At 59.4% G+C, this 12,397-nt stretch carries 11 protein-coding genes; 8 read left to right on the top strand and 3 right to left on the bottom strand.

All coding sequences use genetic code 11. The features are described 5' to 3' along the window. Positions 1-16 precede the first annotated feature (16 nt). Entirely contained in the window at positions 17-691 is a 675-nt protein-coding gene (locus HMPREF2708_RS10240; RefSeq protein ID WP_070834152.1) for a 5-formyltetrahydrofolate cyclo-ligase, read from the bottom strand. A gap of 133 nt (positions 692-824) precedes the next feature. Here HMPREF2708_RS10240 and HMPREF2708_RS10235 point away from each other — a divergent pair, with 133 nt between their 5' ends. The 6 genes from HMPREF2708_RS10235 to HMPREF2708_RS10210 all read left to right on the top strand — a co-directional run bounded on the left by HMPREF2708_RS10235 (position 825) and on the right by HMPREF2708_RS10210 (position 6,771). Next, the gene (locus HMPREF2708_RS10235) at positions 825-1,799 is read left to right on the top strand and encodes a UTP--glucose-1-phosphate uridylyltransferase (protein ID WP_070834151.1); all 975 of its coding nucleotides are present in this window, start codon (positions 825-827) and stop codon (positions 1,797-1,799) included. A gap of 96 nt (positions 1,800-1,895) precedes the next feature. Then, positions 1,896-3,167, top strand: coding sequence for a molybdotransferase-like divisome protein Glp (glp, locus tag HMPREF2708_RS10230; RefSeq protein ID WP_005511382.1), 1,272 nt, complete (start codon positions 1,896-1,898; stop codon positions 3,165-3,167). A 30-nt stretch (positions 3,168-3,197) separates the two neighbouring features. After that, positions 3,198-3,830 carry a GNAT family N-acetyltransferase gene (locus HMPREF2708_RS10225; RefSeq protein WP_070834150.1) on the top strand — a complete coding sequence of 211 codons (633 nt, stop codon included), beginning with the start codon at positions 3,198-3,200 and terminating at the stop codon, positions 3,828-3,830. 173 nt (positions 3,831-4,003) lie between these two features. After that, a complete protein-coding gene (gene glpR, locus HMPREF2708_RS10220; RefSeq protein ID WP_070834149.1) occupies positions 4,004-5,296 on the top strand; it encodes a divisome protein SepX/GlpR in 1,293 nt (430 codons plus the stop codon). A 236-nt stretch (positions 5,297-5,532) separates the two neighbouring features. Continuing rightward, positions 5,533-5,937 carry a DoxX family protein gene (locus HMPREF2708_RS10215; RefSeq protein WP_038629133.1) on the top strand — a complete coding sequence of 135 codons (405 nt, stop codon included), beginning with the start codon at positions 5,533-5,535 and terminating at the stop codon, positions 5,935-5,937. A gap of 51 nt (positions 5,938-5,988) precedes the next feature. Beyond that, complete coding sequence (locus tag HMPREF2708_RS10210) at positions 5,989-6,771, top strand: zf-HC2 domain-containing protein (protein ID WP_070834148.1); 783 nt, start codon at positions 5,989-5,991, stop codon at positions 6,769-6,771. Here HMPREF2708_RS10210 and HMPREF2708_RS10205 read toward each other — a convergent pair. Then, the gene (locus HMPREF2708_RS10205) at positions 6,768-8,324 is read right to left on the bottom strand and encodes a dolichyl-phosphate-mannose--protein mannosyltransferase (RefSeq protein ID WP_070834147.1); all 1,557 of its coding nucleotides are present in this window, start codon (positions 8,322-8,324) and stop codon (positions 6,768-6,770) included. The genes HMPREF2708_RS10210 and HMPREF2708_RS10205 overlap by 4 nt on opposite strands. A gap of 82 nt (positions 8,325-8,406) precedes the next feature. On the opposite strand from HMPREF2708_RS10205, the gene rsmI reads away from it, so the two are divergent. Both rsmI and HMPREF2708_RS10195 read left to right on the top strand, forming a co-directional pair. Beyond that, on the top strand, positions 8,407-9,261 hold the full coding sequence (gene rsmI, locus HMPREF2708_RS10200) for a 16S rRNA (cytidine(1402)-2'-O)-methyltransferase (protein WP_210400345.1): 855 nt from the start codon (positions 8,407-8,409) through the stop codon (positions 9,259-9,261). A gap of 159 nt (positions 9,262-9,420) precedes the next feature. Continuing rightward, on the top strand, positions 9,421-11,097 hold the full coding sequence (locus tag HMPREF2708_RS10195; RefSeq protein ID WP_070834145.1) for a BCCT family transporter: 1,677 nt from the start codon (positions 9,421-9,423) through the stop codon (positions 11,095-11,097). Here HMPREF2708_RS10195 and HMPREF2708_RS10190 read toward each other — a convergent pair. Continuing rightward, positions 11,094-12,335, bottom strand: a complete 1,242-nt coding sequence (locus HMPREF2708_RS10190) for an aminodeoxychorismate synthase component I (protein WP_070834144.1) — start codon at positions 12,333-12,335, stop codon at positions 11,094-11,096. The two genes, HMPREF2708_RS10195 and HMPREF2708_RS10190, sit on opposite strands and share 4 nt — an antisense overlap. Positions 12,336-12,397 lie beyond the last annotated feature (62 nt).

Below are 12,397 nucleotides of genomic sequence, written 5' to 3'. Positions count from 1 at the left end.
ACCGGAATCGGTTTCATTAAATCTGTGAAATCCTCGCTGGCGTGATCACATAATCGGCAGGAATGTCATGCTCATCGTAGGCAAGCTCCGTGCGCAATTCGGTGTCGAAAACCGCAACAGCGATGGCAGCAGCTCTCGCTCCATCCGTATCACCGTCGCGTCGAGCGAAAACCAAGCTGCGATCGTAATAGCCAGCGCCACGCCCTAACCGCATCCCGGTTGTGGGGTCGGCCGCAACTGCCGGCAGAATAATGGCGTCGGCAACGCTTAACTCCTCTGGGCCAGCAGAGTCTTCCACCGGAACAGGTTCCAAGAGTCCAAAACGCCCTTTGCTGAAGCTGCCGTTGTAGTAACCCCAGTGCAGTGGTTGTGGTGGGCCGGGCGGGCAGACAGGAAGCAGAATTCGTGCTCCGGGAACCGCGTTGGCCAGAGCCTCCACAAAGCCGTGGCCGGGCTTACCACCAGTCGAACTAGAAATGCTTGCGCCGGGTTCGTTGCCAGCGGGGACATAAGCGGCAACGATGGGTTTTTTCAGGTCGCCGACGGTGGTGGATAACCATTCTTGCAACCGCTGTACCAGTGCTTCGTCGTCAAGCATGCGCTCACGCTGCCCCTTGGCGGCGCGCGCGGCGAGTACCTCGTGTCGTATGCGGGTCTTGAAATCGGACGTGGTTTCGGGAAGCGGAGCCATACCTGCAAACCTACTCTGTCAGGTAGGGGAGCGACCTCGGCCGTCAGCGTAGGAGAAAATTTCTGATTAACGCGTTGAAAAAAGCGGGGTCAGCCTCCGAGCAAATGGAAGTTATATAGGTATCGTTGCCATTATGGTCTCATCGTCTAAAGAGTCTGGTTCGGACATGACTACTCCGGTTCGAACTGTCATCGTTCCTGCCGCGGGCATGGGTACGCGATTCTTGCCTGCTACCAAGACAGTGCCGAAAGAATTGCTGCCCGTGGTTGATACGCCGGGCATCGAAATGATTGCTGAAGAGGCCGCCGCCACTGGTGCGCAACGCCTGGCTATTGTCACGGCGCCGAGTAAGGATGGCGTGCTTGGACACTTCGACCCACGCCCGGATCTTGAGCAGACTCTCGCCGAGCGAGGCAAGGACAAAATTGCAGCGAAGGTACGCCGTGCCACTGAGGTCATTCGCGTGGAATCCGTTGTTCAGGATCGGCCGCTGGGCCTGGGGCATGCAGTGCTGGTCGCAGAGCCGCTGCTAGAAGACGATGAGGACAGCGTTGCTGTCATGCTTCCCGACGATCTCGTGCTCCCAGTGGGCGTGATGGATCGTATGACGGAAGTGCGCGAGCGCTTTGGTGGTTCGGTGCTGTGTGCGCTGGAAATTCCTCACGAAGAGGTCTACAACTACGGTGTCTTCAATATTGAGGACGCTACCCCGGCGGAGTCGGGTGAACTCGGTGAGAATGCGGCTGACGCTGATGCCTGGGACGATGTGAAGCGAGTCAAGGGCATGGTGGAAAAGCCGGACCCTGCGGATGCTCCATCCAACTTCGTGGCAGTCGGACGTTACTTGCTCGATCGTGCCATCTTCGATGCGCTGCGCCGCATCCCGCGCGGTAAGGGCGGTGAGTACCAGCTCACCGATGCAATTGAGCTGCTGATTCAAGAGGGACATCCGGTTCATGTGGTCGTCCACAAGGGGTTCCGCCATGACCTGGGAAATCCTGGTGGCTTCATTCGCGCTTGCGTAGACTTTGGACTCAGGCATCCGGACTACGGCGAGGGGCTGCGCGAGTACATGCAGCAGCGTCTGGCGCAGGATGAACAGGCTTAAAGCCTTTATATAGCGGCTTGTACTTATATAGAGGCCTGTACCGAAAAGCTGAATAGCATAAAGCGCACCGCGGGTTGGTGCCGAGGAAGGTAAAACATGCGTTCTGTGGAAGAACAGTTGGCGGCAATCACCGCGCACGCTGTGATGCCTGACCCTGTGCGCGTTGCTATTTCGGAATCCCTCGGCATGCTGTGCGCTGAAGATGTCATCGCAGAGCAGCCGTTGCCGGGATTCGTGCAGTCAGCGATTGATGGTTATGCGGTGCGCGCTGTCGATATCGTCGGCGAATCTGGTTCTTTACCTCCGGATGCGCGTCAGAGTGACGTTGATTTTCGCGAGGTCGAACTGCCTGTTGTCGGCGAGGTGACAGCCGGATCTCACCACCCGATGCGGCTACAGCCGAAGCAGGCCGTGCGCGTACAAACTGGTGCGCCGCTGCCATCGCTTGCCGACGCTGTCGTACCCCTAAACTGGACCGACCGTGGTGGCCGTCGAGTTAATGTTCTCCATCCGGTCTACTCCGGTGACTTTGTGCGTAAGGTCGGCGACGACGTGCAGCCGGGTGACGTGGCGGTGTCCTTGGACTCGGTAATTTCGCCGTCGCAGGTTGGATTGTTGGCAGCAGTGGGGCGTTCGAAGGTTTTGGTGCACCCCAAGCCGCGTATGTCCGTGATTTCCATTGGTAATGAATTGGTCGATGTTGACCGCACGCCGGGCCTCGGTCAGGTCTACGACGTCAACTCCTACGCGTTGGCAGCAGCCGGCCGTGATGCTGGGGCCGAGGTGCACCGAGTGGGTATTGCCACCGGTGAGCCCCGTCGCATCCGGGAAATCATCGAGGGCCAGCTCATTCGCAGTGAGCTCTTGGTCATCACGGGGGCTGTCGGCGGTGCCGCGGGTGAGCAGATTCGCCGTGTGCTGGCTGAATTGGGCGAGGTTGATGTCTCCCGCATCGCAATGCATCCTGGTTCGGTCCAGGGCTTTGGTCTGCTGGGAGATGACAAGATTCCAACGTTCCTGCTGCCGTCGAACCCGGTCGGCGCATTGGTCGTTTTTGAGGTTATGGTTCGTCCCCTCATTCGACTGGCGCTGGGTAAGCGCAATCCCCGCCGCCGTGCTGTCACCGCTCGTGCTGTCGGTCCAATCGAGTCGGCGGAGAAGCGTCGTGGCTACATCCGTGGCCAGCTCATGCGTGACCGCGAGACTGGCGAATACATGGTGCAGCCGCTGGGCGGTTCCGGCGGTGCACAAGCCCACCTTTTGGCCGGTATGTCGGAAGCCAACAGCCTCATCGTGATTCCGGAAGACGTGCTACACGTGCGTCCGGGAGATGTAGTTGACGTGCTGTTCATGGCGCGCCAGGCCTAACCGCACCCAACTACCGCGAGTATTGTTGCCGTGCGTACTTCTCGTCTAGTAACCAGTGGCGGCCGAGTCCGCTTGCGTGTGCCAGAGCGCTCTGATGCCCCTGCATGGCGGGCACTGCGGCTGCGCGACGAGCCCATTTTGCGCCCCGTGGAGCCAACCCTCGCCGACGACTGGGATAACGCCCACAGGGTTTCCGTTTTTCGCCGTAACCTGCGCAGTTGGCGTCGTTCAGCGGCTGCGGGAGACATGATTGTCTCCACCATTGAGGTAGATGGCCAGTTCGCCGGCATGCTCACACTCGGAGGTATTACGCCTTTCCCCGTCGCTCACGCCTGGATCGGTTACTGGGTCGGCAGCGGCTTTACATGTGGAGGAGTCGCCACTGCTGCAGTGGCGTTGGCATCGGATTATGCCAAGAGAGTTGGCGTCCACCGAATTGAGGCGACTGTGTTGGATAGCAATGTCCCGTCGATACGCGTACTGGAAAACTGTGGGTTCGAGTACGAAGGCGTGGCGCGGGAAGCCTTCCATATGGATGGTGCGTGGCGCGATCATCTGACCTATGCGCGGGTGGGGGAGGACAGTGCAGTGGACCTCATCGTGGCGAGTGGTCGTGCGCAATATGAAGAGGCGGAGAAATATCCACCGCAACGGCGCGCCTGAGTAGTCTGAGTAACGCACGCCGATAGGGTGATGACAACTCTACTATTGGGCGAATTCGCTCTAGATACGCTGACTGCCTTCGCAAATGCCTCTGTGGAAGGGCATGTGGGCGGCGTATGTGGGCCGGGGAGAGACGGCGAAACCCCGGGCGAAATCGCGAGGAGACACAAAATATGTCAACTTCACTGTTGCTGATACTCATCGTTGTACTGTGGCTGTTTGTGCTGGCCCCGCTGGTGGTCAATACGCGCAAGCCGATTCGTCGTACCTCCGATGCGCTTGGTAAGACCCGCGTGCTGCATCGTGGTGGCGAGGAGTTGGCCACGACGCGCCGTCGTCCGTCTTTTAAGGAGTCGGACGTGCGCGTGACCGAGGAAGTTGACGATTCTCTCGAAACCGTTGACGCGCAGGTTGACGATGACTTTGATGTCAGCGACGTGCTTATCGACGACACCGTGGACGAGGCGGCCGACCCGGCCGTCGTCGACGGCGATATCGTCTACGAGCTGGAAGCGGCAGATGCAGAGGATGAGACTCCGCAGGCGGATGATTCCGCTACCGAGGAAGCCACTGCTGAGTTTTCTGACCGCTCTGACATGGATGTGTCCGATAATGAGTCTGCAGACCAGTCGCTGCAGGCGGTCGTTGATGACGAGGATGCTGAATCTGACTCCGCCGTCGCCTCCGCCGAAGGTGATGTGGTTCGCGCAGATGAGTCCTCTTCCGATGTGAGCGTTGACGTTCGCCGTCAATTTGTCGACGCCGATGATTTGATGTTCGAAGATGCCGCTGAAGCTGAGGCTGAGCCTGATTCCGGTGCGGCGGCCGAGACTGTGCCCGCTGACGTAGAAGCTGTGTCTGCTGACGCTTTGTCTGAGACTGAAGAGGCAGCAGGCACCGTAGACGAGCAGGCAGAACTCGACGAGACCGGCGAGAACGACAGTGACCACACGGTCGAGTCCAACGATGACGCAGTTGCTGTCGATGACACCTTGACCGAAGATGATTACGCGTTCGCTGAGAAGCGCCGTGGTCGCGGTGGGTTCGATCCGATTTCGGATGCCCAGTACGCTGAGACTCGCTTTGCCCGCCGCCGCCGTTCTGTTGCTGGGCTGGCAGCGTTCATCGCAGTCACGGTCATCATCGCTGCTTTCGCCGGTGGTTGGACCTGGTGGATTCCACTGGTCGGCGTCGGTTTGATGACCCTGTACCTGGTCAACCTGCGCCGCACCGTGCGTGCAGAGCAGGAACTGCGGGCTCGCCGAATTCGCCGTATGAAGATGGCCCGCCTCGGTGTGCGTAACCGCGAGGATGATGAGCTGGGAATTCCACAGCGACTGCGCCGTCCCGGCGCGGTAGTAGTCGAGCTTGATGATGAGGACCCGGATTTCGCAGATCTGGCCTACACTGACTACCGCTTTGATGACGACGATTACGCCGAAATGCCGCAGGCTCGCGTGAGCTAGTCCTGTGAGCTGAGCCGTAGAACAACCTTAAAGTTGTCTGAGCACGTCAGCGCGATTTTTTGTTAGAAACTCGGCCTGTTACGATGTCACTACCTAAGACATGACACACCGGGTGTGTTTGGCGGAAGGCTTCTCCCGAGGGGTTGGGAGAAGCCTTTTTGCATGTTAAAGTCGCTGGCCATGCGCTGCCGCAGTGCTACCGTGTTTTAACCGTGCCGTCGGGTAGCATGTCCCTCATGGATCGACCGGTAATGCGCGATATAGCGCTCGTGATTCTCCGCCTGATACTCGGAATTATCTTCATCTGCCATGGCTGGGACAAGATTTTTATCACCGGTATTGACAAGACGACCGGTTACTTTGTCGCTGCGAATATCCCGCAGGCGCACTTGACAGTCTGGGTTGTCGCTCTAGTCGAACTGGTCGGAGGCGCGTTGTTGATTCTGGGACTCTTGGCCCCGACGGTGGCGATGGTCTTCATCATTGAGATGATTGGTGCTTGGTGGTCGATGCACCTGGGCAATGGCCTGTTTATCCGCGACAACGGTGCGGAGCTCGTGATGTCACTCATCGGTGGTCTGGTGATGATTTTCGTCTTCGGAGCCGGCCGTTTCAGTTTGGACAGGCAATTCATCAGGTAAGACCTCATTAGGTACAACCCCCTTCAGAGTTAAAAGCGGAGGAGATTCCCCGTGGAGTGCGAGGAAATTCGCGCAGCATTGTCAGCTCGCCTCGATGGCGAGCAGGCAAGTATTGCCGATGAAGTCATCGATGCCCATCTTGGGGCCTGCGAGGAGTGCCGAGCTTGGTACGAGCGAGCGGTGCGGCTGAACCGCGCCCTTACGGTTGGGCCTGCCGATGGCATGCCGGAGATTTCCACGGATGATCTCTCGGAGCGCATTTTGGTCTCTATCGAACCGGAGCGCCGCCGGCGTGAGCGCGCATGGCTGCTCATAGCCGGCACTGCCCGCGGGGTGCTCATCGCGTTGGGACTTTGCTGGGCGGTCTGGGGGATTGCGACGCTGGTCGACGCCTCCGACATGGTGACGCTTGGACTTTCCTCGACACAGCCACAGGACGGTGCAGGAATCGCAACAAGCACGGGAGCGCCTATCGACGGTTCCACTGCCACCGTTGACCCAATGGAGCTCGGAGCACGTCTTGCCATTCAACTCGCGGCAATTCGGCTTGCATTGGCAGTGGGATTGTTCTGGGCTGCTTGGCGGCCGCGCGCTGCCATGGGCATGGCGCCGGTCTACGGTGCCGTCGCCACGTTCAGCATCGGTTTTGGTATTCGTGACATTCTCATCGGTGCCCAGGGAGCATCAGAGATCGCTGGCCTGGCCTTGATGTTTGTCTCCGCTTTGACGCTGGCCGTTGTGTGGCTGGGCGGCTATACGCCGACGGCAATCGCACAGGCATGGCGGGCCGCCTCGGGGTTGCCGGTCACAGGCGTGCCACCACAGCGGGACTAGCTCCAAGACGGCAACCAGAACCGCCAATCAAAGTGGTTGAGAGGCAGCGGGTCGCCGGTCAAAATCGGCAGCCAGAACACAAACGCGGTCACCACTAGTGCGGCGTGTGTGCCAACGATTACCAACCCCACCGGCTTACCACGGGGCCGCCAGTGTGAGAGATCGTCGGCAAGCAGAGCAAAGGCGATGAGTACGAATGGAATCAGCGCGGTGGCGTAGAAAAAGTACATCTGCCGGTCGTAGCCGATGACCCACGGCAGCCACGAGGCGAGGAAACCGATGACGGGCAGCGCGTAGCGGCCGTCGCGGCGGCCGAGCCAGCGCCATGTGGCCCACAGGACCACGGGGACCAGCAACCACCAGATGGGCGGGGTGCCAAAGAGCATCATCCAGCCCTTGCACTCCTGGCCGCCACTGCAGGTGGTTTCGGTGGAGTAGTAGAGCATTGGCCGCCAACTGACCAGCCACTCCCAAGGCTTGGACTCCCAAGGGTGTTTGTGGCCATTAGAGGTGGTCAGCTCGGCGTGGAACTTCAGCACGCTGTTTTGGTAGTGCAGGTAGTTCTGCAGGGCCTCGGGAAGCCAGTCGGTGCCGGGGAGTCCCGTATCGCGGTCTTCGGGCGGGACATGGCGATAGACCGACGTTTCTTCGGCGAACCAGGAACGCCAACTTAAGAAGTAAACGCCCAGCGGGACTACCACCAGATCACGCAACGCCGGGGCGGTATCGCGGGCGAGTGCGCCGAGCACGGGTTTGTGCGCACCGGCATTCTTGCGGGAGACCAGATCCGTGAAGACGGACCACAGACCGAATGCGGCCATGTAATACAGGCCAGACCACTTCACCCCGGTGGCAAGCCCCAGCATGATGCCGGCGAGCAGTCGCCACCAGCGATAACTGAGATAGGGGCCGAAACTACCTAGCTCCGTGGCGGATTCCAGGCGCTTGCGGGCATCGGCCTGGTCGATGAGAAGTGCCCACGCGGCCGCAGTGATGAAGAAGGTCTGAATCATGTCCAGCATGCCGACCCGGGAGGAGACAAACAGCACTCCGTCGGCAAGCGCATAGAGACCAGCAATACCCACTGCCAACCGCGAGCCGCGAGAGATGCGTCGGACGATGTCCATGAGCAGCAGTATGACCAGCGTGCCACACACCGCCGACATAAACCGCCAGCCCATTGGTGAGTAGCCGAAGATCCACTCGCCCAAGGCGATGACCTGCTTGGCCACTGGCGGATGCACAATTAGACCGTAGCCGGGATTGTCCTCAATGCCAGACGAGATGGGGTCGCGGGTGGACTCCAGAATCTGCCATGCTTGCGGCACATAGTGCTTTTCATCGAAGAGCGGGGTGCCATTGTCGGTCTTGGCAGCAAGCCCGATGAAACGGGTTAGCGCTGCGACGATTCCGAGAACAACAAAAGTGGCGGTATCCCATTTGTCCCACCGCCGCAGTGGCGGCAGCGAGGGAACCGGGGGAATCGGGCGCAGGAAACGCTTTTTCGCGCGGCGCTCGGTTTCCGGTGGTGGGGTTAAAGCGGCATCGGTCACGAATGTCAGTTTAAGCTATGGAATCATGACGCATTCGGCATCGAACTTCCAACCGCACGAGAACGCGCCTCTTAGCGAGGCAATGACGCTGGCTCCTGGCATCACTCTGGTAGCAACGCCGCTGGGCAATATCGCCGATGCCTCTGACCGCGTGCGCGGTGCGCTTATCGACGCCGATATCATCGCCGCGGAAGACACCAGGCGGGCACGCAACCTTGCCACAGCGCTGGGCATTTCCCCCAAGGGGAAGTTTGTTTCGAACTTCGATCACAACGAAGACAGCCGCACTGAGTCGCTGATTCAGGCGGCGAAGGCGGGACAGAAAGTCATTGTGGTGACCGATGCGGGGATGCCGGTGGTGTCGGATCCTGGCCTGGCTGTGGTGGCGGCTGCTCACGATGCGGGCGTGCCGGTGTCCTGTGTACCAGGACCGAGCGCGGTGACTACCGCATTGGCTCTCAGTGGTTTGGGCGTCGGCCACTTCTGCTTCGACGGTTTTGCACCCCGTAAGCAGGGGGCGCGCCGGGCCTGGTTGGAATCACTGAAGACAGAGAAGCGGGCCTGTTGTTTCTTTGAGTCGCCGCATCGGTTGGCTGTTACGTTGGCCGATGCCGCGGAGATTTTGGGTGAGGAGCGGCGCGCGTCGGTAAGCCGTGAGTTGACCAAGCGCTTTGAAGAAACTCGCCGTGCGACGCTGGGAGAGCTGGCTGCGTGGGCGGAGGAAGGTGTCCGCGGCGAAATTACGGTGGTGATTGAAGGCGCGGGGCAGCAGGCAACGGAGGTATCCACGGAGGACTTGGTTGACCGCGTGGAGGAGCTCGTGGCTGATGGCATGCGGCTGAAGGATGCCGCGAAGCAGATTGCGGCAGAGGCTGGAATGACAAAGCACCGTGATCTCTATCAGGCGGTTTTGGCTGCTCGTGAGGGAAATTGTTAGCCAATTGTTACTTTGTGTCAGAAAATGTTCAAGCGCATGCCAGTGAACAGGGGAAACGCCGTTATTGGAAGTTTTTTGCAACCCAGAAAAATGAAGAAAACCTGAGAAAACCCGCATTCTAAGTTGAAATCCCAGGTCAACGCTGGACATGGTGGAGGAATGACGAATCCACCAGAGCAGGAAATACAACAAGAAGTAGGGGAGTCGGTCGTCGGCGAAGTCAGGGCCGACGATTCTCATGCTCCCGTGAACCTCGGGGTTACCGTCCCCGCCATTGTCGCAATTCTGGCAATTATCGTCTGGGGCCTGGCGTGGCCGGATAGTTTCTCAACGTTCGCATCTAGCTCTCTGAACTGGGTCGTAGAGAACATCGGCTGGCTGTTTATCCTGGCCAGTACTGTCTTTGTCTTCTTCATTGTGTCCATCGCGATTTCCAAGTTCGGTCACATTCGCCTGGGCAAGGATGCCGAGAAACCAGAGTTTTCCACGCCTAGCTGGATCGCCATGATGTTCGCCGCCGGTATGGGCATCGGTCTGATGTTCTATGGCGTTGCTGAGCCACTGACTTTCTACCGAGAAGGTGTACCGGGTCACCAGCCAAAGGAAGTCGGCACCGCCATGGCATCGACGATGTTCCACTGGACTCTGCACCCGTGGTCGCTCTACGCCATTGTCGGCCTCGCCATTGCTTACTCGACCTACCGCCTTGGTCGTAAGCAGCTGATCTCCGCGGCCTTCATCCCGCTCATCGGTGCTCGTCGCGCTGAGGGATGGTTGGGCAAGCTTATCGACGCACTTGCGATTTTTGCCACTGTCTTCGGTACGGCAGCCTCTCTCGGTGTGGGTGTGCTGCAGATTTCCGCTGGTTTGGAAATCAACGGTTTCACTGCCATCAAGGGCACAAGTTTGTGGATTGGTCTTATTGTCATTTTGGGCTGTGCCTTCTTGGCTTCTGCGCTGTCAGGTGTGGGCAAGGGCATTCAGTACATCTCGAACTTCAATATGGTTGCCGCTGGCCTGCTAGCTCTGCTGGTGTTGGTCCTCGGCCCGACCGTGGTGATTCTGAACCTGATTCCGACCTCTATTGGCAGCTACCTGGATTCCTTCTTTGAGATGGCCGCCCGCTCCAGTGCTTCCGCTGACGGCACCGCCGGTGAGTGGCTCTCGTCCTGGACAATTTTCTACTGGGCCTGGTGGATTTCATGGTCGCCGTTTGTCGGTATGTTCATCGCCCGCATTTCTCGTGGCCGTACTATCCGTGAGTTCGTATTCACCGTTGTCGCAGTTCCGTCGATTGTCTCTGCAGTGTGGTTCTCCATCTTTGGTGGCACCGCCATCACCCGCGAGCAGCAGGGTGCGTCCATCTACGGTGACGGTTCGGCCGAGAGTCAGCTGTTCAACCTACTGGATTCCATGCCGGGTGGTGCGATTACTTCCGTTATCGCAATGATTCTGCTGGCTACCTTCTTCATTACCTCAGCGGACTCCGCCTCCACGGTGATGGGCACGATGAGCCAGTTCGGTCGGCTCACAGCGTCGCGCGCTGTCACTGCTATGTGGGGTATTTTCACCGCTCTGATTGCAATTGTTCTATTGGTCACCGGCGGCAGCGATGCCCTGTCGAACCTGCAGAACATCACCATTTTGGCGGCGAGCCCGTTCGTCATTGTCATCTTGGCGCTGATGGTGGCATTGGTTAAGGGGCTTTCCGACGATCCGGTGTACCTCGATGACAAGGAACAGCGTCAGTTCGCTCTGCGTATGGCTCGCGAGCGCCGTTTGGCGGAAGCGGCCGAACAGCGCGAGCGCCGCCGTGCTCGTAAATTGCGCAACTAGTTTTCCAACAGCAGCGGAGCGGCCTTGGCCTCAATCTCGGCCCATTCGCCCTCGGGTGTAGACCCGATAGTGATGCCACCGCCGATGCCAGCTTCAACCCGAACTCTCCCCGAGTTCGGGTCTTTTGCGTACTCGGCGGTACGAATAGCGACATTGAGCTCAAGCGCATCCCCGTGGGCCGCACCAATTGCGCCGCAGTGAGCGCCACGGGGCTCGGGCTCCCATTCGTGCAGAAGCTCAATTGCTCGCAGCTTTGGTGTACCGGTGACCGAGGCCGGTGGGAAGCAGGCTTCAATCAGCTCAGCGTGGCTGAGCTGATCGGGAAGCTCCGCGGAGACTGTGGAAAAGAGGTGCCACACGCCCGGTGCCGGACGCACACTGAGCAGGTCTGTGACCTTCACGGTGCCGGTCTTGGCAACTTGACCGAGGTCATGGCGCACCAGGTCGACAATCATGATGTTCTCGGCGACATCCTTGTCGCTGCGCAATAACTCGTTCGGGGCCCGGTCAGCGGGAATCGTGCCTTTGATGGGAGTTTCAGTCACGCTTGTGCCCGCGCGGATGAGGAATTCCTCAGGGCTCAGCGAGGCCAGAATTGGAATTCCAGCATCGAGGTTGCCGGGCAAGAATGCTGCCCGAGCCGGTTGATACTGCGCCACGCGGGAGGAAAACCATGCGCCGGCGTGGGCTAGTGCAGAGTCGCTCGCTGCCAGCTCCGCGTGAAAGCGTGTGGAAATGCAGGTTTGATACACCTCGCCTGCGGCAATTGCCTCCTTGCAGTTTGTCACCGCAAGCTGGTGGTGCTCTCGGTCGCCCTGATCCCACTCCAGCGGTGTGGCCGCGGGGAGCGCATTGTCACGCGTGTTTTCGCGCGAGTAGTTGATGGCCGACTTAAGAGCTTGGAAATCCGGATTGAAGGGGTCACCGGTGCCGGGGCCGTCGAAATGCCACGTGCCGTCGTCGGCAAGCAACGCGACGCAGGTAGCGACCCCGTGCGCGCTGGTGCCGGAGTAGGGGCGGAACCCAAAGATCCACGCATCGGGGTCGGGGCTGGTGAAAAGTGCTGCCGACTCGCAGGCAGTGAGCTCGACGTTGGCGGCGAGAACCGCGCGATAACCGAACCAGGAGCCGATGAGTGCGGCGGGACGATGACCGGCAGCGATAAGACGCGCTAGCGCAGTGGCCGCGCGCGAAGTGAAGTCAGCAGCCGAGTCGGAGGAGGCGGACCGAGTGGACATAGGACATAAGCGTAGTGAGTGCGCATGCGTGCGATGATGGTAGGGGACAGTTCATGTGGACT

The organism is Corynebacterium sp. HMSC073H12 (genome assembly GCF_001837775.1).
In the GTDB taxonomy this organism is placed as follows: Bacteria; Actinomycetota; Actinomycetes; order Mycobacteriales; family Mycobacteriaceae; genus Corynebacterium; species Corynebacterium amycolatum.
The sequence above is the reverse complement of the archived record's forward strand: the minus strand, read 5'-3'. Positions and strand labels throughout refer to the sequence as shown.